We start from the raw sequence: 26,279 nt of genomic DNA on the forward strand, positions 1-26,279 counted from the left end.
GGCGCGGATACCTAAATGACATCATGTCATAAACGCGCCCAATGGAAAGAGGGAGAGTGTCGATGAGCATCACGGCCCCGGCCCCCGCTTCGAACACCGGCCCCACCCAGGCCACCGACACCCCGTCGTTCTCCGAGCGCCTCAAGGCCGCCACCTGGAGCGACCACGCCGCGGCGGAGCACCACGGCTTCACCAAGGCGCTGTTGGAGGGCGAACTCTCCCTCGACGGCTACACCGCCATGGTCGCCCAGCACTACTTCGCCTACCTCGCCCTGGAGCGGGTGGGACGCGCACTGACCGACGACCCGATCGCCGGCCGCTTCCACTACCCGGAACTGGAGCGCGTCCCGGCGCTGGAGGCCGACCTGGAGCGGCTGCTCGGCGCCGATTGGGCGGACCGCGTCTCTCCGAGTCCGGCCACCCGTACCTACGTGGCGCGCATCGAGCAGATGGCCGACCACCCCGAGGGGTTCGTCGCCCACCACTACACGCGCTACATGGGCGACGTCTCCGGCGGACAGTTCATCCGCCGGATCGCCGCCAAGGCCTACGGGTTCTCCGACGGAGCCGGCGTGGCCTTCTACGACTTCGGTTCCCTGGGCAGCCTGCCCAAGTTCCGTACCGGGTACCGCGAACGCCTGGACGCCCTGCCCCTGGACGAGGGCGCCGCCGCCTTCCTGGTCCAGGAGACCCGCCTGGCCTACCAACTCAACACGGAGGTCCTCGCGGACCTGGGCCGCCGGCACGTCTGAGCGGTGTTCCCCAGCGCCACCACCGGCGCCTCGTCCCACCCGTCGCCCGCCACCACCCCCAACGGACGGCCTGACGGCCGACGGTCCTCTTTCCTTCGGGCGCCCGAACGGGCGACCCCCGTGGTCCACGAGGGAGCGTCCGAGCCCGCGCAACGTGGCACCATAGGGCCATGCCCAAGATCACGGCTCCGACCATCGCCGCTCACCGTGCCCGCACACGGGAGAGCATCATGGACGCCGTCGACGAACTGATCAGGTCCCAGGGGATCGACCGCGTCTCCATGACCGACGTGGCCAACGCCGCGGGCATCACCCGCACCGCGCTGTACAACTACTTCCCGGACAAGCCCGCGCTCCTGCTCGCCTTCACCGAGCAGGTCAGCGCGGCGTTCATGGAACGGTACAAGCGCGAGCTCCCCTCGGGGGTGTCGGCCGCGCGTCGTCTGTCGGCCTTCGTGCGCCTCCAACTGGAGGGCATCGTCGCGCATCCGCACCCGCCCGCCGCCGAACTCGGCGCCAGCCTCGGACCGGACGCCTACCAGGCGCTGGCCGCGCACGTGGCCCCGATGCAACGGCTGCTCACCGAGATCCTGGAGGAGGGGACCACCTCCGGGGAGTTCGACCGCATGCCGTGCGAACGTGTCGCCTCCCTCACCCTCTCCATGGTGGGTTCACGGCGCCTGCCCCTGGTGAGCGGTGAGGTCGGCCTGGAGGAGACCCACTCCCTGGTGACCAGGTTCGTGCTCCGTGCCCTCGGCGTGGCGACCGAAACCGTCGACACGATCCTGCCGGAAAAACCCTCGAACACCACTCTGGGTAGCAACTGAAACACCCTCGGCAATAAGGGTCCGCACCTAACCCGCGATGGCCATGTGTGGCCGGTGTGAAACGGCATGAAGACGTGACGCCCGGGGAACGAGAGGATTCAGCCCGTCTCCCCGGGCCGTCCCCGTCCGCCCTCGACCCCCGTGAGGCCTCTCAGCCGTGTCCCTCGTACTGATCGCTCTCGGCGCCGTGCTGGTGTCGGTGGCCCTGTTCAACAAGTTTCCGCGTCTTGTCGCCGAGCGCCCGGCCGCGCCCCGCACCGGTGGCGGGGTCGCCACCGCCCAGCGCACCACCGCGCCACCCCGGCTGCGCCTGGCCGACGCACGGCTCACCGAGAACGGACGTGCCGTGTTCACCGCCATCGGCGGCAGCACGCTCATCATCGCGTTCTTTCTGGCCCTGTCCGGGCTCTAGGGCATGTTCCGCGAATACATACCCTGCTGTGCGACGCCCCAGCGGCACCTTCACTGCGTTCTCATCAGTCGACAGCCAAACCCAGGCTGACTCCTTCTTCGGCCTTGTGCCGGCACCACTGGATGCGCCGCTCGCGACGGGCAGCATCCACGGAACACGCCCTAGTGCCGCGTCAGGGTCGGGAGGGCCGGCCACCGGCCATACGGGCCAGCAGACCACCCGCGATCGTGACCGCGATGCCGCCGGTCACCACCGCGGCCCGGCCCACCCGTTCGCGCAGCAGCGACACGCGCCGAGCGGCGGCCTCGGCCAGCTCACGCTCGGAGGCACGGAAGGCGCCACCGCACAGCACCGGATCGAGCTCTCGGGGCCGCCAGCGCGCGAGGGTCCACGGCTTCATCGGCAGTCGCGGGCTCGTGCCCGGGGTGGTGCGCGGCTTGAACCGCACGGGCACCTCCTCGGGCGCGTCGGCTTGGAGGAATCGCGGCGAGGGACCGGTGTAGTACAGCTCGCCGGGAGCGTTGGCGATCATCTCCACCAGCAGCTTCGCGCAGGCCCTGGCGTCGCCCAGGGCCGTGTGCTGACCCGTGGGCCAGTCCCCGCTGAGCAGGTGGGAGGCGCGCGGCAGCGAGTATCGGGACAGCTCCAACTGCGAGCGCAGGGCCCGCAGCGTGCACAGGCCCGACTGCCCGGACGACAGCCCGGCGGGCACCAGTTCGGCGGCGAGGAACCGCTCCTCGAAGTCCAGGTTGTGGCCCACGACCACGGCCCCGGACAGCAGTTCGGCGATCCGGGGGACGATCTCCGCCGCACGCGGGGCGCCGATCAGCTCGCCTTCACCGATCCCGTGGAACTCCTGGCCGCCGAGCGGTGCTCGGGGGTCCACCAGGGTGCTGAACTCGTCCACGACGCGACCGTCGCCGTGCACCCGCACCACGGCGAACTCCACCAGCCGGGCGCCCTCGCGCGGATCCAGGCCCGTGGTCTCCACGTCGATGACCGCGTACTCCAGGTCCGCCGCCCGCGTCCCGACCCGTCTGCGGGTCAGCGCGCCCGTTCGCAGCGTTCCCATCGTGTTCCCCACTCCTCGCATCAGCTCTCGGTCGCGGCGTTCTCACCGCCGGCAACGACCCTACTGCCCAGGTCGGGCAGCAGGGTCCGTCAGGTCGGAACCCTCAGGAGTGGGAAGAATCGTCCTCTTGTGTACGTTTTGACGCGTGCCCGGCAAAGGTCGGGGGATCCGATCTCCCCCATGGCCCGGGAACAGTCACCCGATCGGCCCCGATGGCGAGGAGATCCCACATGACCCAGAACCCGATCCCCGGTTACGTCCCCCTGGCGGAGGTCATGCGTTCCGGGATGCGTGAGAGTGTCCACTACGGTGCCGTCGTCGGCCTGTCCCCCGAAGGAGAGATCGCCTACGCCCGCGGCCCCGTGCACGATCCCATGTTCCCCCGTTCGGCCGCCAAGCCCTTCCAGGCCCTGGCCATGCTGCGGGCGGGCGCCGACCTTGAGGACGCCTCCCTGGCCATCTCCGCGGGCAGCCACGGCGGCGAGGACATCCACGTGGCCGAGGCCGAGCGCATCCTCTCCGCCGCAGGGCTCACCGCCGACGACCTCGGCTGCCCCGAGGACGTCCCCGGCGGTGCCGCGGCCCGCAAGGCCTTCTACGCCGAGGGGCGCTCCCCCTCACGCCTGTACATGAACTGCTCGGGCAAGCACGCCGGCATGCTCGCCGCCTGCGCGGCCAAGGGTTGGGACACCGACGGCTACCTCGACCCCGAGCACCCCTTCCAGCAGCTGGTGCGCGAGGCCGTCGAGGACATGTGCGGTGAACAGGTCGCGCACACCGCCGTCGACGGTTGTGGGGCGCCCCAGCTCGCGGTGACCCTGGTCGGCCTGGCCCGCGGCGTGCAGAGCATGCGCCTGTCCCCCGAGGGCACCCCCGAACGCTCCGTCCTGGAGGCGATGAGCACCTACCCCGAGTACGTCTCCGGCACCGACCGGATCGACACCGAACTGATGCGCCGCGTGCCCGGTCTGGTCTCCAAGGTCGGCGCCGACGGGGTGCTGGTGCTCAGCGCCGCCACCGGCGAGACCGTCGCGGTCAAGATCAGCGACGGTGACGCCGAACTGCGGGCTCGTACGCTGGTCGGTGTCACCGCCCTGCGGGCCCTGGGAGTGGACGTCGAGCCCATCGCCGACCACCTCACCGTCGACGTCCACGGTGGTGGAGGAATCGTCGGCCACGTCGGCGCGCTGTAGACCGGGAGCGCCCCCGAACCCAACGCCCGCACACCACACGAGGGAGAACGCACGGTGTCCGACACCCTGGACCAGATCGTCATCGCAGGCGCGGGGATGGCGGGACTACACGCCGCCGAGGCCCTGCGCGAGCACGGGTTCGAGGGTCGTCTGACCCTGCTCGGAGAGGAGCCCCACGGGCCCTACTCGCGTCCCCCGCTGTCCAAGGAGGTCCTGACCGGCATCGGCATGGACCCGGCCTCGGGCGGGGCCGGATGGTTGGTCGGGCACCGTGCGCTGCGTCTGCGCGAGGAAGAGGTGGTCCGGGACCTGGACCTGGATCTGCGTCTGGGCACCCGCGCGGTGGGCCTCGACCCGGTCTCTCGCGAACTCCGGTCGGCCGGCCCCGAGGGCGCCTCCTCCCTGCGCTACGACGGGTTGATCGTGGCCACCGGAGCGCGGGCCCGGCGGCCCGACACCGACCTGGCCGGGGTGCACGTCCTGCGCACCCTCGACGACGCCGAGGCGGTGCGCTCCGCCTTCGACTCCACGGGGGCTCTGGTGGTGGTCGGGGCCGGTTTCGTCGGTGCCGAGGTGGCCGCGAGCGCCCGAGCCGTGGGCATGGAGGTGACCCTCGTCGAGGCGGCGACCACCCCGATGACCCGGGTGGTGGACCCCGTGATCGGCGAGGTCCTCACCGAGATGCACCGGGAGAACGGTGTCGACGTGCGCCTGGGCGTGAGCGTGACCGGGTACGAGGGACACGGCGGTGTGGAACGGGTGCTTCTGTCGGACGGCTCGACGATCGAGGCGTCGCTGGTGGTGGTCGGGATCGGCGTGCACCTGAACACCGAGTGGCTGCGCGGGTCGGGCGTGGAGCTCCTGCCGGACGGGGCGGTGCTCTGCGACGAGTACTCCGCGACCTCCGTGCCGAACGTGTACGCGGTCGGGGACCTGGCGAACTGGCCGCATCCCCGCTACGGCGGTCGGATCCGCCTGGAGCACTGGACCAACGCGAGCGAGCAGGGTGAGGCGGCCGCCCACAACCTGCTCGCCGGTTCGGGTCGTGCTCCCTTCACCCCGGTCCCCTATTTCTGGTCCGACCAGTACAAGAAGAAGATCCAGCTGTTGGGACAGGGCGCTCCGGCGGATCAGGTCACCTTCGTGCACGGTTCACCCGAGGATCGGAAGTTCGTGGCGTTCCTCGGGCGCGGGGGGATGCTCACCGGGGTCCTGGGGTTGCGATCCACCCCGCGCACCATGCGTTACCGGGGCCTGTTGGAGAAACCCACCACGTGGGAGGAGGCCCTGGCCGCCGCGGGGGTCGGTCCCGCAGCGTGATGGCCTGCTTGGGCACGACCTCTCCGCCCGACGGACCTTCCCCCGCCGGCGCCGCTACCGGGCGAACCGGTCGGTGGCCTCGATGAGACGGTCAAGGATGCCCGGCTCACTGACCGCGTGTCCGGCGTCGTCGACGACGTGGAACTCCGCCTCCGGCCAGGCGCGGTGCAGGTCCCATGCGGTGCGCATCGGGGTGCACACGTCGTATCGGCCCTGGACGATGACGCCGGGGATGTGGCGGATGCGCTCGGCGCCCTCGATGAGCTGTCCGGGCGTGAGGAAACCCTTGTTGTGGAAGTAGTGGTTCTCGATCCGGGCGAACGCCAGCGCGTAGTCCTCGTCGGCGTAGTTCTCACGCAGCGACGGGTTCGGCAGTAGCGTGATCGTGGAACCCTCCCACACGCTCCACGCGCGGGCGGCCTCCAGGCGCACCCCACGGTCCGGGGAGGCCAGACGGCGCGCGTAGGCGGCGACGAGGTCGTCGCGCTCCTCCTGCGGGATGGGGGCCAGGTAGGACTCCCACAGGTCCGGGAAAAGGTTGGAGGCACCCTCCTGGTAGAACCAGCGGATCTCCTGGTCTCGCAGGGTGAAGATGCCGCGCACGATCAGCTCGGTGACCCGCTCCGGGTGCTTCTGGGCGTAGGCCAGGGCCAGGCAGCTGCCCCAGGAGCCACCGAAGACCTGCCAGGCGTCCACCCCGACCATCTCGCGCAGTCGTTCGATGTCCTCGACCAACGTCCAGGTGGTGTTGGTGGACAGGTCCACGTCCATGCCACTGGCGTGCGGGGTGGAACGTCCGCAGTTGCGCTGGTCGAAGAGCAGGATCCGGTACTTCTCCGGGTCGAAGAGCCTGCGGTGGTCGGAGTTGCAGCCGCCGCCCGGGCCACCGTGCAGGAACACCACCGGCTTGCCCGTGGGGTTACCGCTCAGTTCCCAGTAGACGCGGTCACCGTCGCCGACTTCGAGCATCCCGGAGTCGTACGGTTCGATCGACGGATACAAGGTGCGCAAGGCATGGCCTTTCATAGCTGTGGCGGGGCCGGACCGGGATCAGAGCCGGTCCAGCAGCTCCGCCTTCTTGGTGCTGAACTCGTCCTCCGTCAGCAGCCCCTCGGCGTGCAGGCGACCGAGCTCACGGATCTTCGCGAAGATCGCGTCGCCGTCGTCGCCGGCGGCCTCCAGCGCGGCGGGTTCCTCCACCGACACGGTGTGGCTGTTGACGGTGGCCGCCATGAGGAGGGTCTCGTCGCTGCCCTTGGCGCCGTGCGAGACCAGGGTGAAGAAGTCGTTCTCCAGGTCGGAGGTCTCGGTCAGGGTCACCCCGCGCAGGACCACCCTCAGGAAACCCTCGCCGAAGTCGACCTGCGGGGTCCAGTGGACGCGGTCGATCTCGGAGAGTCGGTACTCGCGGAACTGTTCTCGTTCCTTGGGGGTGCTGGTCATCCACCCGTCCCACTGCAACCGCACCCGCTCTCCGTCGAAGGAGGCGGAACCCTCGGCGGTGCGCACCTGCAGGGGCGGTCGGGCCACCAGCGCCCGAGCGGTCGCGGCGGGGTCCTGCGGTTCCTGTGTCATCTCGCGGGCGAAGCGGGCGGAGGCGGAGAGCTGTTCGGAGAAGTACTCGGCGACCAGTTCCTTCTCGTGCGCTCCGGTCAGCAACAGCGGGGTGGACGCGGCCCCCGTGGTGTCCAGGTCGGTGTAGGGGTCGGCCCCGTCCGCCAGGCGCATCCGCAACCGCCACCCTCGTTTGCGGTCGCCCGGGTCGAACTCCACCTCGCGCACCGCGGCGAGCGGCACCGTACAGTGCCCCAGCGCCTTGAACAGTTGTGGGACCTTGCGCCCGGTCCCGAAACCGACGCGTATCCGCTCCTCGTCGAAACGCCAGATCGCGTGGTGCCCGTGTAGCTCCTCCATGGTCCACCACCTTAGAGGGGGCGACCCACGACACAAAGCCCGCGTCGGCACGGTTCCGGGCGGCCCTCCAGGCGTCACCGGGGGCCGTCGAGGGTAGAACCTCAGGGGCACACCCCGACCCACCGCCCGCACGGCGGTGGCGGCCCGTGGACGGCGCGCGGCGCGCGCCGGAGCCGAACCGGAGGTCTTCGATGTCGAAAGGGATGTCCGAGGGCGCGCGGGAGTTCCGTGCCGCGCGGGACCTGCTCCTACAGCGCCAGGAGGACCGGGAGGACCAGGAGACCGTCCGACGCGAATTCGCCTGGCCCCGGCCCGAACACTTCAACTGGGCGCTCGACCACTTCGACCACGTGGCGACGACCCGGCCGGACCGGACGGCGTTGTGGCTGGTGGAGGAGGACGGCACCGAGACCCGCCACACCTACCGGCGGTTGTCCGAGCGCTCCGACCAGGTCGCCAACTGGCTGCTCTCGCAGGGGGTCCACCCCGGCGACCGGATCATGGTGGCCTTGGGCGACCAGGTCGAACTGTGGGAGATCACGCTGGCCGCGATCAAGCTGGGAGCGGTGGTCTGTCCCACCTCGCCGGCGCTCGCGGAGGGCGACCTGGTGGATCGGCTGGACCGAGGCGAGATCTCGCACGTGGTCTGCTCTCCCACCGAGACCGAACGCTTCGACCCGTTGAGGGGTCACTGGACGCGGATCTGCGTGGGCTACATGGACGGCTGGCTCAGCTACCCCGACTCCGAACACGCCGGGCTGGAATTCCAGCAGCCCAGACCCACCGCCGCCGGCGATCCCCTGCTGATGTACTTCACCTCGGGGACCGCCACCGCGCCAAAACCGGTCACCCACACTCAGAGTTCCTATCCCATCGGGCACCTGTCCACCATGTACTGGCAGGGGGTCCGGCCGGGGGACATCCACCTCAACGTGTCCGCGCCCGGGTGGGCCAAGCACGCCTTCGGCAGCTTCTTCGGCCCGTGGAACGCGGAGGCGACCGTGCTCGTGGTCAAGCAGGCCGCGTTCGATTCCGAGAGATTCCTCGACGCGCTGGTGCGGCGCGGGGTGGACACCCTGTGCGCTCCGCCCACGGTGTGGCGGATGCTGGCCCAGGCCGACCCCGGGGCGTATCGGGTGAACCTGCGCGAGGCCGTGGCCACGGGTGAACCGCTCGATCCCGAGGTGATCCACCGCTTCCAGGAGGCGTGGGGGATCACCGTGCGCGACGGGTTCGGGCAGACCGAGACGACCATGCTCATCGGCAACGGCCCCGGACAGCCGGTGGTCACCGGTTCCATGGGCCGCGCGCTGCCCGGATACGACATCTCGATCATCGACCCGACCACCGAGGAACCCTCCGACACCGGCGAGATCTGTGTGGACCTGGGCAACGCCCCCGTGGGCGCGATGCGCGGTTACTCCGACGATCCCGAACGCACCCGCCGGAGCACCCGCACGGGCCGGTACCGCACCGGGGACATCGCCTCCGTGGATTCTCGCGGTCACATTACCTATATCGGCCGAATCGACGACGTGTTCAAGGCCTCGGATTACCGCATCTCACCATTCGAGCTGGAAAGCGTTCTGGTCGAACACGAATACGTGGCGGAGGTGGCCGTGGTGCCCTCCCCCGATCCCCTGCGACTGGCGGTGGTCAAGGCGTACGTGACCACGGTCGACGGGGTGGCACCCGACTCCGAGAGCGCGCGGGCCATCCTGCAGTACGCGCGCGATCGACTCTCACCGCACAAGCGGGTCCGCCGCCTGGAGTTCGGAGTCCTGCCCAAGACCCACTCGGGTAAGATCCGACGGGTGCACCTGCGCCGGGCCGAGTCCGAACGCGGCACGGTCACCGACGGCACACGCAACCCACGTGAGTTCTGGGAGGAGGACCTCCCCGGGTTGAAGGAATGATCCCTCCCCACCCGCGAGGTTCCGAATAATCGCACCCGCGCCTTTTCGTCTCAGAACATGAGACGGAGTTCGGGCAATTGCGCAAATGTGTCCTTTCCCATCCCCGCGAACCGGTGGAATGACTCACGTCACCACGCCGGCACCGATGTGCCGCGCTACGGTTTCAGTACCGCAACAAAACGACCGGACGGGAACAGGGAAACGATGACGAGCACCAATGACACACGGGTGGCGAGTTACAAGCCGCTCATCGCGCCCCGGGACCTGCTCGCGGAACTTCCGCTCGGCGACGAGAGCACCGCCTTGGTCGAGAGCTCGCGCGCCGAGGTCAAGCGCGTCCTGGACGGGGAGGACGACCGTCTGCTGGTCGTCGTCGGCCCGTGTTCGGTGCACGACACCGAGTCCGCCATGGACTACGCGAACCGCCTGGCCGAGCTGGTGCCGTCGATCAGCGCGGACCTGTGCGTGGTCATGCGCGTGTACTTCGAGAAGCCCCGCACGACCGTGGGTTGGAAGGGTCTGATCAACGACCCGGGGCTGGACGACACCTACGACGTGCACCGTGGTCTGCGCACCGCCCGCAAGCTCCTGTTGGACATCAACGCGCTGGGGCTGCCCGCCGGGACCGAGTTCCTCGACCCGATCACCCCGCAGTACATCGCCGACGTGGTGTCCTGGGGCGCCATCGGCGCCCGCACCACCGAGAGCCAGGTGCACCGTCAGTTGAGCAGCGGTCTGAGCACCCCCGTCGGGTTCAAGAACGGCACCGACGGTGACGTGCAGGTCGCAGTGGACGCCGTGGGCGCGGCCTCCGCTTCGCACACCTTCTTCGGTGTGGACCCCAGCGGTGCCGGTTCGGTCGTGGAGACCCAGGGCAACCCGGACTGCCACGTCATCCTGCGCGGCGGACGTAGCGGCCCCAACCACGACCCGGCCTCGGTGGGCGCCGCCCTAGAGGTCATCGGCGGGGCCGGTCTGCCTCCGCGGCTGATGATCGACGCCAGCCACGCCAACAGCGGCAAGGACCACGTCCGCCAGGTGGGTGTGGCCCAGGAGATCGCCGACCAGGTCGCCGAGGGCCAGAAGGGGATCATCGGCGTGATGCTGGAGAGCTTCATCGAGGAGGGCGCCCAGAAGCTCGGGGACCCGGCCGCGCTGACCTACGGCCAGTCCATCACCGACAAGTGCATGGGCTGGGAGACCACCGAGGGTGTGCTGACCAACCTCGCCGAGGCCGTGCGCCGGCGCCGCAAGAACGCCGCCTGACCCTCGTCCCCCACGACGTGGAAGGGGGCTCGACACGGAACATCCGTGCCGAGCCCCCTTTCCGCGTCCACGGGACCGTTCAGGCACCCGCGGCGCTCGGCGGGAGCACGTCGAGTTCCACCAGGAAGTCGCGTCCCAGCGACTCGCGCAGCCCGGGGTCGGTGTCCTCGTCCAGACGCAACGCGAACGTGTGCAGGTCATCCCCGTTCTCCACCCAACCGACCCACCAGCCCGGCACCGAATCGGCCTCCGCGCCGAGACCGGTCCGCCCGTACAGGGCGTAGTCGCCGCCGCGTTCGATCTCCAGCATCTCCCGCAGTGCCTCCTGGTGCTCCACCTCCACCGGCAGGTCGGCGCGGGCCAGCGCCGCCAGGAACGTGGTCTGCTCCACCGCGGTGATCTCCAGCGGACCGTCCACCCAGAACCGGCCCGGTTCGCCGTCCTCGCCCACCTTGCGGTTGCCGTAGTCGAAACGGTCCACCCAGGTGGACATCCGGTCGTGACCGATGCGTTCGGCGACCTCCTGGTGCAACGACACGTCGGGGGTGGGCAGGGATTCGCGCAGACTCAGCTCGTCCTCGCCCCCGTCGGAGACCACCTCGTCGAGGTCGGACACCACACCCGTCTCCAGGGCGATGAGCGTGTTCGGGAGCTTGAACGTGGACGCCGGAACCACCCGTTCGCGGGCCTGCTCGGCGCCCACCACGGTCACGGAACCCTCCCGCACGTCGTGGAGCACGAAGGTGCCCTCCACCCCCGCCTCGTCCAGCAGCGAAGCGAGCTCGGGGCGCTCCACCGCCTCCAGGTCACCGAACGCGATCGGGGTGCCGCTCTGGTCCGGCCGAGCAGGCCGGTCCGCCTCGGGTTCGGCCCCACCACCCGAGCACGCGACGCCCGCCACGAGGGTGAGAACGGAACCGGTGGCGGCCAGGGCGAAGCGGACCGTCCTGGGAGAACGGATGGGAACGGTGTCGGTACGCACTCGGCTCCTCCAGCGGTGTTCGAGGGAACGTCCGATCCCAAGCTAGGTCATGATCCCGTTCCGGTCCCCCACCTTCCGAAGAGTCGATCCACAACCCGTCGGCCACTCTTGGGAGCCCTGTGTCGCCGCTGCTAGGCTGAACCCGTTGCTGACCCCGTACGGGAGAGCGCCCACGTAACCAACGCGGGCCGCCGAAGGAGCAATCCCTCCCCACAGACAACCTCTCAGGCACACGGACCGTACGGGCGAGACCACTCTGGAAAGCAGGGACGACGTTCCCTCGCCGAAGGTGCAAGCCACACCACATGCGTGGCGAAGCTCTCAGGCACCCATGACAGAGGGGGAGGATGGCAACGCCTCAACGCAACAATCGACGCCCATCCTCTCGGGAGTGCCCATGTCAGAGTCCACCTCCACGCCCCGTCTGACGGCGTTGCACAAGACCCACGAAGAGGCCGGGGCCACCCTCGTCGACTTCGCCGGCTGGCTCATGCCGCTGCGCTACGGCAGCGAGACCGCCGAACACACCGCGGTCCGCGAGGCCGCCGGGCTCTTCGACCTCTCCCACATGGGTGAGATCCGTCTGAGCGGCCCGCAGGCCGACCAGGCCCTCGACAACGCCCTGGCCGGCCACCTGTCCAAGCTCAAGGTCGGCCGCGCCCGCTACACCATGCTCACCGCCGAGGACGGCGGCGTCCTCGACGACCTCATCGTGTATCGCCTGGCCGAGGAGGAGTTCCTCGTCGTGGCCAACGCGATCAACGTCCCGGTGGTCGCCTCCGCCCTGGCCGAGCGCGCCGTCGGATTCGACGTCGAGGTCGTCGACGAGTCCGCGGACTACTCCCTCATCGCCCTGCAGGGCCCCAAGGCCGTCGAGATCCTCGCCCCGCTCACCGACGCGAACCTGGACGAGATCCGCTACTTCGCCGGCTACTCGCACAGCGTCGCCGGGGTCCCCGTACTGCTGGCCCGCACCGGCTACACCGGCGAGGACGGCTTCGAGATCTTCATCAGGCCCTCCGACAAGGCACCCGAGATCTGGGCCGCCCTCATGGCCGCCGGCGCCGAGCACGGGCTGGTCCCCGCCGGGCTGTCGGCCCGCGACACCCTGCGCCTGGAGGCCGGGATGCCGCTCTACGGCCAGGAACTCACCGCCGCGCTCACCCCCTTCGACGCCGGACTGGGCCGCGTGGTCAAGTTCGAGAAGGGCGACTTCGTAGGCCGCGCCGCCCTTGAGGAGGCATCGCGCACCGCGCGCGCCCGGCGCCTGGTCGGGTTCGTCGCCCGCGGCCGCCGCCCGCTGCGCAAGGGCCAGGACGTCCTGCGCGACGGCGCCGTCGTCGGAACCATCACCAGTGGCGCCCCCTCCCCCACCCTGGGCCGCCCCATCGCCATGGCCTACGTGGACGGCGACCTCGACACCACGACCGGCACGTTCACCGTCGACGTGCGCGGCCGCGGTGAGGAGGTCGACGTGGTCGAACTTCCGTTCTACCAGCGGAAGTCGTAGGAGCGGGGTCCCCTTCGGACCCCCGCAGGACCTGCGCGCGCCACCACCCGGATCCCCACGAGGGACCGGAACGGTCGGGGCGTGACCAGGCGTAGGTCGGGTCGGGCCGGCGCGTCCGACGGGCGCACGGCACACAAAGGACGAGCATCTCCAAGGAGAGTTGAAGTGAGCGTTCCCACGGAGCTGGGTTACACCGCCAAACACGAGTGGGTCGTGATCAAGGACGGGGTGGCCACCGTCGGCATCACCGCGTTCGCGGCCGAGTCGCTGGGCGACATCGTCTTCGTCGAGGCCCCCACCGTCGGGGAAGAGGTCAACACGGACGACCCGGCCGGCGAGGTCGAGTCCACCAAGTCCGTCAGTGAGATCTTCTCGCCGGTCGACGGTGAGGTCACCGAGATCAACGAGGCCCTCGAAGAGGCGCCCGAGACGATCAACTCCGACCCCTACGAGAGCGGTTGGCTGTTCAAGGTCCGGGTGTCCGAGGAACCCACGGACCTGCTCTCCGCCGCGGAGTACACCAAGCTGATCGAAGGCGAGAACTGAAGATGACCAGCGACAACCTGCTCAACCAGACCCTGAGCGAGCTGGACCCCGAGGTCGCCGCGGCGGTCGACGCCGAGCTGGGCCGACAGCGCGACACCCTTGAGATGATCGCCTCGGAGAACTTCGCCCCCCAGGCGGTTCTGGAGGCCCAGGGCACGGTCCTGACCAACAAGTACGCCGAGGGCTACCCGGGCCGCCGGTACTACGGCGGCTGTGAGCACGTCGACGTGATCGAGCAGCTCGCGATCGACCGCGCCAAGGAGCTCTTCGGCGCCGAGCACGTCAACGTGCAGCCGCACTCGGGCGCCCAGGCCAACACCGCGGTGTACTTCGCCCTGCTCAAGCCGGGCGACACCATCCTCGGTCTGGACCTGGCCCACGGTGGTCACCTCACCCACGGCATGCGGATCAACTACTCCGGCAAGATCCTCAACGCCGTGGCCTACCACGTGCGCGACGAGGACGGCACCGTCGACTACGACGAGGTCGCCGCCCTCGCCAAGGAACACCGTCCGAAGATGATCGTCGCGGGCTGGTCCGCCTACCCGCGTCAGCTGGACTTCGAGCGGTTCCGTAAGATCGCCGACGAGGTCGACGCCCTGCTCATGGTCGACATGGCGCACTTCGCCGGTCTGGTCGCGGCCGGACTGCACCCCAACCCGGTGCCGTTCGCCGACGTGGTCACCACCACCACGCACAAGACCCTGGGTGGTCCGCGCGGCGGCATGATCATGACCAAGGCCGAGCTGGCCAAGAAGATCAACTCCGCGGTGTTCCCCGGCATGCAGGGCGGTCCGCTGGAGCACGTGATCGCGGCCAAGGCGGTCTCGTTCAAGGTCGCCGCGAGCGAGGAGTTCGCCGAGCGTCAGCGTCGCACCGTCGCCGGTGCCCGCATCCTCGCCGAGCGCCTGACCCGGCCGGACGCGACCGAGGCGGGCGTCAAGGTCCTCACCGGTGGCACCGACGTCCACCTCGTCCTGGTGGACCTGGTGGACTCGCCGATCAACGGCCAGGATGCCGAGGATCTGCTGCACGAGGTCGGCATCACGGTCAACCGCAACGCGGTGCCCAACGACCCGCGCCCACCGATGGTCACCTCGGGCCTTCGGGTCGGCACCCCGGCCCTGGCCACCCGAGGCTTCGACGAGGACGACTTCCGCGAGGTCGCCGACGTCATCGCCGAGACCCTCAAACCGGAGCGGGACATCGCCGCCCTGCGCGCGCGGGTCGACACCCTGGCCGCCAAGCGACCGCTCTATCCGAACCTGTAGCGGCGTTCCCGCCGTGTGGGCCCGGTCGGGCCCGCACGGCGTCATCCCCCACGGCCCGAACCCTGTGCTCAACGAGGAGGACAGCCATGGCCATCAGCACCTTCGACCTGTTCAAGATCGGTATCGGACCGTCCAGTTCGCACACCGTCGGTCCGATGAAGGCCGCGACGACCTTCGTGTCGAGGTTGGCCGACGACGGTCCACTCGACCGGGTCGCGCACGTGCGAGTCGAGCTGTACGGCTCGCTGGCGCTCACCGGTAAGGGGCACGGCAGCGACACCGCCGTGATCCTGGGACTGATGGGGCACACCCCCGAGGGGGTGGACGTGGACGCGGTCCCCCTGCTCGTCGAAGAGGTCCGCTCCTCCCGGACCCTGCGTCTGGGCGGCCCCGACGGCCCGGTGGTCACGTTCGATCCGGCCGTGGACGTGGACTTCCGTCGCAAGGAGAGCCTGCCCGACCACCCGAACGGGATGCGGTTCGTGGCCCTGGACTCCGTCGGGGTGGAGCTGGCCGCCAAGGTGTACTACTCCGTGGGCGGCGGGTTCGTCGTGGACGAGCGGGCCGCGGGCGCGGACCGGATCAAGGCCGACGACACCGAACTGCCCTACCCCTTCTCCTCCGCCGAGGAACTGCTGGAGCTGTGCGAACGGACCGGCATGTCGATCAGCGCCCTCGTGTTCGCCAACGAGCAGGCGTTCGGACGCACCCCCGAGCAGATCCGCTCCGAGCTCCTGGAGATCTGGGCCGTGATGCGCCAGTGCGTGCGGCGCGGCGTGATGACCGAGGGCAGTCTGCCCGGCGGCCTGAAGGTGCCCCGTCGGGCGCACCGCCTCTACCGTCAACTGGGCGGCAACTGCGACGAGAGCGGCCTGCTCGCGCCCACCCACGTCGATCCGGACCCCATGCGCGGCAGCGATTGGATCAGCCTGTACGCGCTCGCGGTCAACGAGGAGAACGCGGCGGGCGGGCGAGTGGTGACGGCACCGACCAACGGTGCGGCCGGCATCGTCCCCGCGGTCCTGCACTACTACCTGCACTTCAGCCCGGGCGCTGGCGACGAGGGCGTGGTGCGGTTCCTGCTGACCGCGGCGGCCATCGGCATACTGTTCAAGCAGAACGCGTCGATCTCCGGCGCCGAGGTGGGTTGCCAGGGCGAGGTGGGTTCGGCGTCCTCGATGGCGGCGGCCGGCCTGGCCGAGGTCTTGGGCGGTTCCCCCGCCCAGGTGGAGAACGCCGCGGAGATCGCCATGGAGCACAACCTGGGCCTGACCTGCGACCCGATCGGCGGCCTGGTCCAGATCCCGTGCATCGAACGCAACGCCCTGGCCTCGGTCAAGGCCATCAGCGCCACCCGTATGGCCCTGCGCGGCGACGGCAGCCACTTCGTGAGCCTGGACAAGGTCATCAAGACCATGCGCGACACCGGCCGCGACATGCACGACAAGTACAAGGAGACCAGCCGCGGCGGCCTCGCCGTCAACGTCATCGAGTGCTGACCGGCGGCATCCGTCGACCTGGGCGGGAATGGACCGGGGCCGAAGCGGGTTGTACGGAGGGCACGGCCGAGGGCCTGGCTAGAGCGTTTCCACCCGTTCGCCGGTCCACGGTCGTCACCCCGGGTCTGGTGGCTTGAGCACCGCTCGCCACCAGACTCGCCCTTTCCGGACCGGGCCTTCGCGCCCGATCAGGCCAGGACGCGACGGGGGTTCTTGGCCGGAGCCGTCATCGACATCCGGATGACCGCCGGGACTTTCTCTAGGTCGAGCGCGGACCTCAGGTTGGTGAGCGCCTCCTCGCGTACCCGACGCCACACCCGCGCCACGTCCGCGTCCTCGTCCAGGGTGAGCGCCAACCGCAGGTGCGGTTCGTCGCCGGACTCGGTCAGGCGGGCCTTGGCCCGACGCACACCCGGATACTCGGAGACCTCCTGTTCGAGGGCGCCGCGGGCCGCGCTCTCCTGCATCTCCACGTTGCCCTCGTCGCCTCGGCCCAGATACAGGCGACCCACCGTGTCGTTCATGCCCTGCACCAACAACCAGCGAAGGGCCAGGAACCCGGCGACGAAGGCCACCGCCACGGTCACGTAGGGGACCCACTGCCCGGCCAAGACCCCTCTGGCGGTGTCGCTCAGCAGGGGATCGCCCGCGAGCCCCGAGCCGAAGAGCCCTTGCCCGGCCGCGAGGGCCGCGGCGCCGGCCGCGAGCAGCAACATCCCGACGATCACCAGGCCCAGGCGGTTGCCCCGCGCCGACCTGCGGTACCTGTCGCGAGCCATCGCTAACCTTCCGCGTATCGAACGTTCGTGACGATCCGCATGCTGCGCAGCGGAGCCAACTCTCGCAGTCGTCGCTCCACGGACCGCGTCACCTCGGTGGGCAGGTCGCCCGCCTCGCGCATCCCGGTGCGCACATGGACGCGAAGCCTGTTGCCGCGCACCGTGACGTGTGCGTTGTCGACCCCGCTGACCTCCTGGGCGGCGGCGGCCACCGCGCGACGCAGTGCCGGGCGGGTCAGTCCCACCACGAGCGCGGGGTCGTCGGTGCGCAGCGCGGTCCACCGGCTGCGTCCCGGGGCCAGCGCCACCACGATCAGCGCCAGCCCGATCAGCGCCAGCACCGCGGAGGCGATCTGCACCGAGGGTTCGGACCAGGTGGTGGTGGCCGCGTAGTCGGTGGCCGCACCCACCGGGAAGAGCTGTAGTGGGTTGCCCGCGAGCGCGGCGATGACCTCGGCCGCGGCGATCACCGCCACCGCCAGGACCAAGAACCCGGTGATCACCGCCGGCCACGAACGACGTGGCCGGAACGTGTGAACCGCGACTCGCCTGGCCCGACGGTCCACGCTCTGGGCCGGACGGCCGAGCGCCTCTTCCACGGTGGTCATCGCACCAACTCCGCGATCTCTATGTCGATGTGGTGGACCTGTTTGCCGGTGATCCGCTCGATCCGGCCCTTGACGTGTTCGCGTACGTCACCGGCCACCCGGGTGACCGATCGTGGATAGTCCACGTCGATCCGCAGCCTCAACAGGACCACCTCTCCGCTGACACTCGCCCGGGCCGACCGGAAGCGGGCGGCCCGGGCCCCGGAGACCTCACCGGTGGCCTCGCTCGCGGCCTTCTCCATGACGGATCCGGGGATGTCGACGCGGCCCCCGGGATCGCGCGTACGAGCCTGCCCGCCGCTCGACTCGCTTCGTGGGCCCGGCACCCTGTGTTGAGGAACCGTGTCGCTTCGCACCCCGACCACGTTCACTCCCCCGTCTAGGCCGAACGCCGAGTGAACATCTCGGCCAGGTCGAGTTCACCCTCCATCGCCCGGCCGGCGACGAATCCGACCAGGCCCAGGACCAGAACCAGCGCGAAGGCGGGGAACCCGCCGAACGCCGCAGCCAGCCCCAGTACGGTCCCGTAGGACAGTCCAACGATGGGCCACATGGCTTCCCCTCTCATCAAACGCCCTGCCTTTCGATCGGTGTTCAGCCGGTCGCGCGCGCTCCGTCGTCCAACCCGGCGACCACGTCCTCCACGGATACGTGGACGGTGCGGTCGCCGGCCAGCGGAGTCAGTCCCCGACGGATCTCAGTGGCGATCTCCGGAAGCGGACGCCCGTACCTGACCACCACTCCGACCTCGATGTGGTCCCCACGCACCGCGACGCCGTTGATCCGTCCACCCCGCGTGGCGGTGCTCAGGGTCCCGAAGGGCCCGGAGGACGGTTCGACCACGTCGGGGAAGCGGACCAGCTCTTCGACGATCTCCAGCGCGATCCGGTCGGGTGTCTCGCCACCGGCCATGGCTACTGGACCCTGGGTTCGGAGTCGCCGTTGTCGGAGGAGTCGTCCTCCGGCAGGTGGATGTCGTCCACCTTGATGTTGATCTCGGTCACTTCGAGCCCGGTCATCCGTTCGACCGCGCTGGTGACGTTGCGGCGGACCGCGGCGGCCAGGTCCTGGATGGCGGCCCCGTACTCGACGACGAGGTCGATGTCGACGGCGGCCTGGCGCTCCCCGACCTCGACCGACACACCCTGGGCGACCGTCCCGGAGGAGCCTCCCCCGCTCACTGCGTCGCGCACGACTCCGACCATGCGTGCGGTGCCGCCGCCCATGGCGTGGACGCCGCCGATCTCTCGCGCGGCCATGCCGGCGATCTTGGCGACGACGCCGTCGGCGATCCGGGTGTGTCCCTGTCCACCATCGGTGGCGTCACGCCTACCGCCGGATTCGCGGGCGCTCGGCACCGTGGACTGGGTCTTCATCTCCGACACTGGTCCCCCCTAGACAGTGTGCAAACCGTTCTGAACGTTCGGTCGAGACGCGTCAGTCGCGCTTGAAGACGTTCTTGATCTTGTCGCCCGCGGACCCGGTGCCGTCCTCCGCCTTGTCCTTGAGCTTGTCGGTGGCGTCCTTGGCCTTGGACTTGGCCTGGTCGACCTTGCCCTCGGCCTCGGTGCCGTGATCGCCGGTGGCCTTACCGAAGGCCTTCTTGCCCTTGCCGACCGCGTCGTCGAAGTGCTTGCCCATTTTTCTCCCCCTGATTTGAGCCCGTACGGCTCAAGGTGTGTGGACCGAAACGCCACGCCCTCGCCGATGTGCGGGGGACGCGGTGATTCGACCTCATCACACCATATAGACACTCTTCGTAGGCGCCAAGACACTTAAAGCAATGCTTTGCAGGTGGGAAGGGTCATGTTCTCACCATCCTTGCCCCAAACCCAGCCCAGGGAACCCTGTCCCGGGCAAGAAGAACGCCAGGGGTACCGGCCGGTACCCCTGGCGTCCGAAAATCGATTCTCCGGTCAGTCGAAGATGACCGTCTTGTCCCCGTTGAGAAGAACCCGCCGCTGGGCGTGCCAGTTCACGGCCCGCGACAACGCGACCGACTCAAGGTCGCTACCGATCGCGGTGAGTTGCTCCGGGCTGTGGGTGTGGTCGACCCGGGAGACCTCCTGCTCGATGATCGGCCCCTCGTCCAGGTCGGCGGTGACGTAGTGGGCGGTGGCACCGATCAGCTTCACACCGCGCGAGTGCGCCTGGTGGTAGGGACGGGCGCCCTTGAAACTCGGGAGGAAGGAGTGGTGGATGTTGATGATGCGACCGGACATCTTCGCGCACAGCTGCTCGGAGAGCACCTGCATGTAACGGGCCAGCACCACCAGGTCGACGTCGTAGGAGTCGACCAGTTCCAGGATCCTGCGCTCCTGCTCGCCCTTGGTCTGCGGGGTCACCGGCAGGTGGTGGAAGTCCACCCCATAGGAGTCCGCGAGGAACTCCAGGTCCGGGTGATTGGAGACCACCGCCGCGATGTCGATGTCGAGCAGGCCGCTGCGCTGTCGGTAGAGCAGGTCGTTGAGGCAGTGTCCGAACCTGGACACCATCACGATCATGCGCGGACGCACGTCCCGGGCCTGCAGGCTCCATTCGACGAACGCCCCGTCCGCGCTCCGCCCGAAGTCCCCGGACAGGGCCGCGAAGGCACCGCGCAGAACGTCCTCACCGGTGGCGCCCGAACCGCCGTCCTCGGCCATGAACTGCATCCTCAGGAAGAACCGTCCGGTGTAGTGGTCACCGTACTGCTGGCTCTCCGTGATGTTGCATCCGTGGTCGGACAGAAGGTTGGCCACTCCCGCCACGATGCCCCGGCTGTCGGGGCAGGACAGGGTCAGAACGTACTCACGCTCGCTCATCGAAGGAAACACTCCCGCAGATCGTCGGCCGAACAGCCTGACGACCCAGGATATCCAGGGCCTTCGCCCCTTGGGGTCGTTCCAGTCGTATCCCATGTCACCAGCGGGTACGTCCGAGCGCGCAGATCGGACCCCTCGGACAATATGAAAGAGATTCATGTTCTGGCATGCTCGACTCCATGACAAGCCCGCGTGAGAAGTACGAGGCCGCCACCCGGGAGCTCCAGGCACCCTTCGCCATGGTCGACCTGGCCGCCTTCCGCGCCAACGCCGCCGACCTGACGCGGCGCGCACACGGCCGTCCCATCCGCGTCGCCAGCAAGTCCGTACGCAGCCGCGAACTCCTGCGCCGGACCCTCGAACTTCCCGGATACGCCGGGATCATGGCCTTCACCCTGCCCGAGGCCCTCTGGCTGGCCCAGGCCGATCCCCACCTGAGCGACGACATCCTCGTCGCCTACCCCACCGCGGACCGCCCCGCCCTGGCCGAACTCGTCCGCGACCCCGCCGCCGCCCGCGCCATCACCCTGATGGTCGACGACACCGCGCACCTGGACCTCATCGTCACCGCCGTCCGAGCGGCGGACCGTGGCACCGACGTTCCCCGGATCCGCGTGTGCCTGGACATCGACACCAGCTGGCAGCCGCTGGGATCGAACCTGAGGATCGGCTCCTACCGCTCCCCCGTCCGCACCCCCGAACAGGCCCGGGAGCTGGCCCGCGCCGTGGTCGCCCGCCCCGAACTGGAACTCGACGGCGTCATGGCCTACGAGGGACAGATCGCCGGACTGGGCGACGCGCCCCCCGGCAGGCCTCTGTACGGGAGGATCCTGCGCGTGGTGCAGCGCCGCTCCGCCATCGAACTGGCCAGGCGCCGGGCCGCCATCATCCGCGCGGTCCGCGCCGTGGCCCCGCTGCGCTTCGTCAACGGCGGTGGCACCGGCAGTCTGCACACCACCGGACGAGAGAAGGCCGTGACCGAGCTGGCCGCTGGTTCGGGGCTGTACCAACCGCACCTGTTCGACCAGTACCGGTCCTTCCAGGGCAGACCCGCCGCGCTGTTCGCACTGCCGGTCGTGCGGCGCCCCGCGCCCGGCGTGGTCACCGTCCTGGGCGGCGGCTATCCCGCCTCGGGGCCGGCCGACGCGCACCGTCCGCCCGTGCCGTACCTGCCCGAGGGGCTCTCCTACACCGCCAACGAGGGCGCCGGTGAGGTACAGACCCCGCTGATCGGCGAGGCCGCTCGCGGTCTGTCCGTCGGCGACCGGGTCTGGATGCGCCACGCCAAGGCGGGCGAACTGTGCGAGCGCTTCGACACCCTGCACCTGATCGACTCCGACAGCGGCACCTACGAGGGTTCGGTTCCCACCTACCGCGGCGAGGGCCGCACCTTCCTGTGAGGCACCGGATCCGCCGGACACGGGACGGGGCCCGCGCGACCTACGCGCGGGCCCCGTCCCGTCGTTCCCGGGGGCCGGGAACCTACTTCCGCTTGCGGCGGACCGCCCAGGCCACCACGCCCACGGCGATGACCGTGCCCACCCCGGCCGCGAGGATCAGCGCCTCGGGAGGCAACCGACCGCGCGACTGGTAGGTGGTCACCACCCTGTCGTCGCCCTTGAGCACGATGCTGCCCTCTTCGGGATGCACCAGGTGGCTCTCCACCCGGACCGCTCCACCCCCTATCACCAGCGCACGGGCCTCGTCGAGGAGTCGCGTTCCGCGTTCCTTGGCCTTGTCGACCTGGCGTCGGGCGATGTTGGCGGGGCGAGCCCGCACACCGAGTTCGTCCAAGGTCTCGGCCAACCGGCGCTGCTCGCGGTCGATCTCGGCCTGGATCTCGGCGGCGGTCTGGCGCGGTTCGGTGTCGCCTGCCGTCATTGAGTGCCTCTCTCCACTAGCGCACGATTGTCTGAGAGCCCGAGTCCGAGCCGGTGTCCCGGCCCTGATCCTCCGCGCCGTCGGACGGACCGGAGAATCTCAGCGCGCCATCGATTCCGTCGACCACACGGAAGAAGTCCCGCGTGGACAACCACAGTTTATAGATGATGGCGATCTCGAAGGCGAGCAGCAAAACGCCCACAAAGGCCGTGATCCAGCCGATCACGGGCGGACCGAACAGGACCGCGGCCACCGGCGCGACCACGAAGACGGCCACCTGGAACTCGATGCCGCCCACCAGGTGGGTACGGACGCGGCGGGCGTTCAACGCCGCCCAGAACCGCTGATACCAGGGGAAACGCGTTCGGAATTCCTGGTGCAGGTCGACCTTGGGAAGGGTCAGGTCCGGCTGCTTGCCGGCCGTGCGCTGGTTGCGCGCCTCCCGCTCGTTCTGGCTGCGCAGAATGTGCTCCAACACGCCGATGCCGTGCCGCAGAACCGCCTGCTCGCCACCATCGCTCATCGTGCGGCCACCGCGACCGGTCGCGGCGCCCGTGTCATCGCCGGCGGGGTCCAGCATCGACAGGGCCGCCCGGGCGCGCTCCAACGCCGCCGCCAGGTGCGAACGCATCTCCCGCCGCACCTTGTACACCTGCAGGGCGTTAAGGTAGCGCAGCATGTCCAGGAAGACCACGGCCAACGCCAACCAGACGAACGCCACGTGCCCGGTCTCCCGGTACTGTCCGCCCATCAGCGCGACCACGCACACGAGCACCCGGAACCGGTCGGACACGTAGTCCATCCAGGCCCCGAAGATCGTCTCGGTGTCGGTGAGCCGGGCCAGTTTGCCGTCGACGCAGTCCACGAGGAAGCACACGTAGTACAGCGCGGCGCCCAGAATGAGCAGCGGCCAGTACCCGAACGCGAAACACACGGCGGCGCCCAGCCCGAGGAAGAGCGCGACCACCGTCAGCTGGTTCGGGGTGATGGAGGTGCGGTTGGCGAAGAAGCGGACCAGCCGGACCGCTATCGGGTCCACCAGGTACACGGTCCACCAGGAATCGCGCTCCTTGAGGGTGCGGGCCCTGACCTCGTCGAGTGTGAAACCGGACATCGGCGCGAACTACTCCCAAAGAGAAACGGATGTGCTCCGGCCCGGCTGCGACGCCGGACATGCCGGCGGGTCACCGGCGACCCGCGCACGCTACGGCATGAGGTCCAGAACAGGCCAACCGAGAGCGTTCGGTCAACAATAGGTGATCAGACCGTCGGCCACCCCCAATGCGGATGAACCGAACCGGAATCGCAACCGAAGCACGCACGTCACCCACGACCACCACCACGGATGCGTCCCCCACCCGCACCCCGTACCCACCCGGGCATCTCATACTGTGAGGCATGCAGAACACGGGCCGGGCACGCCCGGCCCACCAGCAGCGGAAGGAAGACACCACGTGAGCGAGACCATCCGTCTGGAGCCCGGAGACCAGGCCCCCGACTTCACCCTCAGCGACGCCGACGGTGACCCCGTCACCCTGAGCAAGGTCCTGGCCGACACCGGCAAGAGCGTCGTGCTGTACTTCTACCCGGCCGCGATGACCCCCGGATGCACCACCGAGGCGTGCGACTTCCGGGACAACATCACCGAGTTCGCCGACGCCGGCTTCACCGTGCTGGGGGTCTCCCCCGACAAGGCCGAGAAGCTGGCGCGGTTCCGGGAGCAGGAGAGCCTGACCTTCACCCTGCTCGGTGACCCAGAGAAGGAGACCCTGACCGCCTATGGGGCCTTCGGGGAGAAGAAGAACTACGGTCGCGTCGTCCAGGGCGTCATCCGGTCCACCTTCATCGTCGGTACCGACGGCAAGGTGCAGAAGGCCTTCTACAACGTGAAGGCCACCGGCCACGTCGACCGGATCAAGCGCGAACTGGGCCTCTGATCCGCGATCGGTCGTCCGGTCACCGAGAGACCGGACGACCGGTGCCCCCGGGTTCCCGTCCACCCCGCCGATCCCGGTAGAGTTACCCCGTTGGGGCCGTAGTCCAACCGGCAGGAGACGGCAGCTTTAGGTGCTGTACAGTGCGGGTTCGAATCCCGCCGGCCCCACTCCACTCGGAAACGACCCGGCTCTCGTCGGGTCGTTCCGTCGTTTCAGGGGTTCCACGGGCCCAGGGTTCTACAGGCCCAGCAGGGCCCACATGACCAGGGCGAGCAGTGCGAGCACACCCACGCCCACACCGACGGCCACCGGAAGCCTGCTCTTCTCCGCGTGCTTGCCCGGGCTGGTCAGCCCCATGTTGTCGGTGGACTCGCGGATCGACATCATGATCGAGTTCATCGCCTCGGGGCTGTTGTGCAGCCGCTCGCTGATGGACTCGGCCAGCACCCTCGCACCCGCGCGGAAGTGCTCACGGGCCGACTCTCGCTCCTCGGCGGTGACCGCGCCGTCGGAGTCGACCTCCGTCGACGACTCCTCCGAGTCCTTCTCCGAGCTCTCGGGCGACCACGGGGCGAGCGCGGCGATCCGCAGCATCTTGGTGGCGTTCTCCGCGCTCAGCCGCTCCGCCGGATCGACCCTGAGCAGACCGGCCAGCACCGGGGCCAGCGGCCCGGCGTTGGCGGCCGCCTTGGGCTCGTGCAGGGGTTCCTGGCGCAGGATCTTGATGTAGCCCTTGCGGTCGTAGGGCGGGTAGCCCTCGACCGCGGCGTACAACGTGGCGCCCAGCGACCACAGGTCGGACTCGGGGCCCACTGGACCGGCCTTGGCCCGCTCCGGCGGGATGTAGGCGGGCGAACCGATGATGCGACCCGAGGAGCTCAGCGCGGACTCGCCGTTCCAGGCGGCCAGACCGAAGTCGGTGAGCACCACCCGTCCGGCGGCGCTGATCATCACGTTCTCGGGCTTGACGTCGCGGTGGACGATGCCCTCGCCATGCGCCACCTGCAGGGCGTCGATGAGCTGGAGGCCGATCTCGGCGACCCGCTGGTAGGGCAGGGGGCCGCCCACCTGGATGATCTCCTCCAGGGTGGAGGCCTCCACCAGCTCCATGACGATCCACGGCCGCTCGTCCTCGTCCACCACGTCCAGGACGGTGACCAGGCTGGGGTGCGTGAGGCGCCCGGCCACCCGCGCCTCGCGGGTGGTGCGCTGCAACAGGGAGTCGCGCTCGGAACGGCTCAGGTCCGCGGGCAGTCGCAGCTCCTTGACCGCGACCTCGCGCTTGATGACGAGGTCGGTGGCGCGCCAGACGGTGCCCACACCGCCCCGGGCGATCTCGGAGGTCAGCTGGTAGCGACCCTTGAGAAGTCGACCAACGGGCTCATCCACAGCCGCGTCCGGACGCGCGGAATCGAGCGACGTCTCTGGCCGCTGCGTGTGGGGGTTTTCTAGGGAGGACACGGTTATCCACGGGTCCATTCACCGGCCATGGTGGCCTCCTGCGGAGCATTGCGGTCGCTGTCACCACGTAGGTGCACGGATCACTCGTTATACCAGTATGACGCGGGTAGCACGCCTACGGTTAACCGATGAGTGACACATAGGTTCGGTTTCGTTATGTCCGAGCAAGCACGACACATGCCGTGAGGAGGATCTCCCTTGCCCTCCCTTGACCCGGACGTGGGGTTGGTGGGGGGGGCCGGGGGGGGGGGGGGGCCCCCCGCGGGGGGGGCCGCCCGGGCGGCGGGGGGGGGGGGTGTTAAAAAAAAAAGCAGCACACCAGCGGGGAG

Annotated in this window: 28 protein-coding genes, 1 tRNA gene and 1 riboswitch; of the genes, 14 read left to right on the top strand and 15 right to left on the bottom strand. The window is 69.4% G+C overall.

The window, feature by feature from the left end; genetic code table 11:
* The first annotated feature begins 62 nt into the window (after positions 1-62).
* From ACWGKS_RS25710 to ACWGKS_RS25720, 3 genes are all read left to right on the top strand, one after another.
* Entirely contained in the window at positions 63-752 is a 690-nt protein-coding gene (locus ACWGKS_RS25710; protein WP_358504469.1) for a biliverdin-producing heme oxygenase, read from the top strand.
* A 170-nt stretch (positions 753-922) separates the two neighbouring features.
* On the top strand, positions 923-1,579 hold the full coding sequence (locus tag ACWGKS_RS25715) for a TetR/AcrR family transcriptional regulator (protein ID WP_358504472.1): 657 nt from the start codon (positions 923-925) through the stop codon (positions 1,577-1,579).
* Between the two features lie 157 nt (positions 1,580-1,736).
* On the top strand, positions 1,737-1,991 hold the full coding sequence (locus ACWGKS_RS25720) for a hypothetical protein (RefSeq protein WP_358504475.1): 255 nt from the start codon (positions 1,737-1,739) through the stop codon (positions 1,989-1,991).
* A gap of 172 nt (positions 1,992-2,163) precedes the next feature.
* Here the strand turns inward: ACWGKS_RS25720 and ACWGKS_RS25725 are convergent, their stop codons facing one another.
* Positions 2,164-3,063 carry a 3'-5' exonuclease gene (locus tag ACWGKS_RS25725; protein ID WP_358504478.1) on the bottom strand — a complete coding sequence of 300 codons (900 nt, stop codon included), beginning with the start codon at positions 3,061-3,063 and terminating at the stop codon, positions 2,164-2,166.
* Between the two features lie 230 nt (positions 3,064-3,293).
* Between ACWGKS_RS25725 and ACWGKS_RS25730 the strand changes: the two genes are divergently transcribed.
* On the top strand, positions 3,294-4,256 hold the full coding sequence (locus ACWGKS_RS25730; protein ID WP_452524299.1) for an asparaginase: 963 nt from the start codon (positions 3,294-3,296) through the stop codon (positions 4,254-4,256).
* 54 nt (positions 4,257-4,310) lie between these two features.
* Positions 4,311-5,576 carry an NAD(P)/FAD-dependent oxidoreductase gene (locus tag ACWGKS_RS25735; protein ID WP_452524301.1) on the top strand — a complete coding sequence of 422 codons (1,266 nt, stop codon included), beginning with the start codon at positions 4,311-4,313 and terminating at the stop codon, positions 5,574-5,576.
* A gap of 54 nt (positions 5,577-5,630) precedes the next feature.
* Here ACWGKS_RS25735 and pip read toward each other — a convergent pair whose 3' ends face one another.
* Positions 5,631-6,587 carry a prolyl aminopeptidase gene (gene pip, locus ACWGKS_RS25740; protein ID WP_358504486.1) on the bottom strand — a complete coding sequence of 319 codons (957 nt, stop codon included), beginning with the start codon at positions 6,585-6,587 and terminating at the stop codon, positions 5,631-5,633.
* A 39-nt stretch (positions 6,588-6,626) separates the two neighbouring features.
* Positions 6,627-7,490: a DUF4429 domain-containing protein gene (locus ACWGKS_RS25745; RefSeq protein WP_452456626.1), complete on the bottom strand. Its 864-nt coding sequence runs from the start codon at positions 7,488-7,490 to the stop codon at positions 6,627-6,629.
* A 191-nt stretch (positions 7,491-7,681) separates the two neighbouring features.
* On the opposite strand from ACWGKS_RS25745, the gene ACWGKS_RS25750 reads away from it, so the two are divergent.
* A complete protein-coding gene (locus tag ACWGKS_RS25750) occupies positions 7,682-9,406 on the top strand; it encodes an AMP-binding protein (RefSeq protein WP_358504491.1) in 1,725 nt (574 codons plus the stop codon).
* A gap of 204 nt (positions 9,407-9,610) precedes the next feature.
* Positions 9,611-10,672: a 3-deoxy-7-phosphoheptulonate synthase gene (locus tag ACWGKS_RS25755; protein WP_358504493.1), complete on the top strand. Its 1,062-nt coding sequence runs from the start codon at positions 9,611-9,613 to the stop codon at positions 10,670-10,672.
* Positions 10,673-10,751: 79 nt separating this feature from the next.
* Here ACWGKS_RS25755 and ACWGKS_RS25760 read toward each other — a convergent pair whose 3' ends face one another.
* Positions 10,752-11,654, bottom strand: a complete 903-nt coding sequence (locus tag ACWGKS_RS25760; protein ID WP_358504496.1) for a penicillin-binding transpeptidase domain-containing protein — start codon at positions 11,652-11,654, stop codon at positions 10,752-10,754.
* 149 nt (positions 11,655-11,803) lie between these two features.
* Positions 11,804-11,904, top strand: a riboswitch (glycine riboswitch).
* Between the two features lie 147 nt (positions 11,905-12,051).
* Between ACWGKS_RS25760 and gcvT the strand changes: the two genes are divergently transcribed.
* The 4 genes from gcvT to ACWGKS_RS25780 all read left to right on the top strand — a co-directional run bounded on the left by gcvT (position 12,052) and on the right by ACWGKS_RS25780 (position 16,480).
* Positions 12,052-13,164: a glycine cleavage system aminomethyltransferase GcvT gene (gene gcvT, locus ACWGKS_RS25765; RefSeq protein WP_358504499.1), complete on the top strand. Its 1,113-nt coding sequence runs from the start codon at positions 12,052-12,054 to the stop codon at positions 13,162-13,164.
* Positions 13,165-13,329: 165 nt separating this feature from the next.
* Positions 13,330-13,710 (top strand): glycine cleavage system protein GcvH, encoded by a 381-nt coding sequence (gcvH, locus tag ACWGKS_RS25770; RefSeq protein ID WP_358504502.1) that lies wholly within the window; start codon positions 13,330-13,332, stop codon positions 13,708-13,710.
* Positions 13,711-13,712: 2 nt separating this feature from the next.
* Complete coding sequence (gene glyA / locus ACWGKS_RS25775) at positions 13,713-14,981, top strand: serine hydroxymethyltransferase (RefSeq protein WP_358504504.1); 1,269 nt, start codon at positions 13,713-13,715, stop codon at positions 14,979-14,981.
* 86 nt (positions 14,982-15,067) lie between these two features.
* Positions 15,068-16,480, top strand: coding sequence for an L-serine ammonia-lyase (locus tag ACWGKS_RS25780; protein ID WP_358504507.1), 1,413 nt, complete (start codon positions 15,068-15,070; stop codon positions 16,478-16,480).
* Between the two features lie 188 nt (positions 16,481-16,668).
* On the opposite strand, the gene amaP is transcribed toward ACWGKS_RS25780, so the two are convergent.
* From amaP to purU, 8 genes are all read right to left on the bottom strand, one after another.
* Entirely contained in the window at positions 16,669-17,259 is a 591-nt protein-coding gene (gene amaP / locus ACWGKS_RS25785) for an alkaline shock response membrane anchor protein AmaP (protein ID WP_358504510.1), read from the bottom strand.
* Between the two features lie 2 nt (positions 17,260-17,261).
* Positions 17,262-17,867, bottom strand: a complete 606-nt coding sequence (locus ACWGKS_RS25790; protein ID WP_358504513.1) for a DUF6286 domain-containing protein — start codon at positions 17,865-17,867, stop codon at positions 17,262-17,264.
* Positions 17,864-18,232 (bottom strand): Asp23/Gls24 family envelope stress response protein, encoded by a 369-nt coding sequence (locus tag ACWGKS_RS25795; protein WP_358504516.1) that lies wholly within the window; start codon positions 18,230-18,232, stop codon positions 17,864-17,866. Before ACWGKS_RS25795 ends, ACWGKS_RS25790 begins: the two co-directional genes overlap by 4 nt.
* A 14-nt stretch (positions 18,233-18,246) precedes the next feature.
* A complete protein-coding gene (locus ACWGKS_RS25800) occupies positions 18,247-18,420 on the bottom strand; it encodes a hypothetical protein (protein ID WP_190318529.1) in 174 nt (57 codons plus the stop codon).
* A gap of 41 nt (positions 18,421-18,461) precedes the next feature.
* Positions 18,462-18,779, bottom strand: a complete 318-nt coding sequence (locus ACWGKS_RS25805; RefSeq protein WP_358504520.1) for a hypothetical protein — start codon at positions 18,777-18,779, stop codon at positions 18,462-18,464.
* A gap of 2 nt (positions 18,780-18,781) precedes the next feature.
* Entirely contained in the window at positions 18,782-19,243 is a 462-nt protein-coding gene (locus ACWGKS_RS25810; protein ID WP_358504523.1) for an Asp23/Gls24 family envelope stress response protein, read from the bottom strand.
* A 61-nt stretch (positions 19,244-19,304) separates the two neighbouring features.
* Positions 19,305-19,508: a CsbD family protein gene (locus ACWGKS_RS25815; RefSeq protein WP_358504526.1), complete on the bottom strand. Its 204-nt coding sequence runs from the start codon at positions 19,506-19,508 to the stop codon at positions 19,305-19,307.
* Between the two features lie 275 nt (positions 19,509-19,783).
* Positions 19,784-20,671, bottom strand: a complete 888-nt coding sequence (purU, locus tag ACWGKS_RS25820) for a formyltetrahydrofolate deformylase (protein ID WP_358504529.1) — start codon at positions 20,669-20,671, stop codon at positions 19,784-19,786.
* Positions 20,672-20,850: 179 nt separating this feature from the next.
* Here purU and ACWGKS_RS25825 point away from each other — a divergent pair, with 179 nt between their 5' ends.
* Positions 20,851-22,071, top strand: a complete 1,221-nt coding sequence (locus ACWGKS_RS25825; protein ID WP_358504532.1) for an amino acid deaminase/aldolase — start codon at positions 20,851-20,853, stop codon at positions 22,069-22,071.
* A gap of 82 nt (positions 22,072-22,153) precedes the next feature.
* Here ACWGKS_RS25825 and ACWGKS_RS25830 read toward each other — a convergent pair whose 3' ends face one another.
* Both ACWGKS_RS25830 and ACWGKS_RS25835 read right to left on the bottom strand, forming a co-directional pair.
* Positions 22,154-22,552, bottom strand: coding sequence for a DUF3618 domain-containing protein (locus ACWGKS_RS25830; protein WP_358504535.1), 399 nt, complete (start codon positions 22,550-22,552; stop codon positions 22,154-22,156).
* 16 nt (positions 22,553-22,568) lie between these two features.
* Complete coding sequence (locus tag ACWGKS_RS25835) at positions 22,569-23,666, bottom strand: CDP-alcohol phosphatidyltransferase family protein (protein ID WP_358504538.1); 1,098 nt, start codon at positions 23,664-23,666, stop codon at positions 22,569-22,571.
* Between the two features lie 340 nt (positions 23,667-24,006).
* Here ACWGKS_RS25835 and bcp point away from each other — a divergent pair, with 340 nt between their 5' ends.
* A complete protein-coding gene (gene bcp, locus ACWGKS_RS25840) occupies positions 24,007-24,489 on the top strand; it encodes a thioredoxin-dependent thiol peroxidase (RefSeq protein WP_067606639.1) in 483 nt (160 codons plus the stop codon).
* 92 nt (positions 24,490-24,581) lie between these two features.
* A tRNA-Leu gene (locus tag ACWGKS_RS25845) sits at positions 24,582-24,656 on the top strand.
* Positions 24,657-24,726: 70 nt separating this feature from the next.
* Here ACWGKS_RS25845 and ACWGKS_RS25850 read toward each other — a convergent pair.
* A complete protein-coding gene (locus ACWGKS_RS25850; protein WP_358504541.1) occupies positions 24,727-25,878 on the bottom strand; it encodes a serine/threonine-protein kinase in 1,152 nt (383 codons plus the stop codon).
* Positions 25,879-26,279: the final 401 nt, after the last annotated feature.

The sequence above is a fragment of the Nocardiopsis sp. NPDC055879 genome, assembly GCF_053615935.1.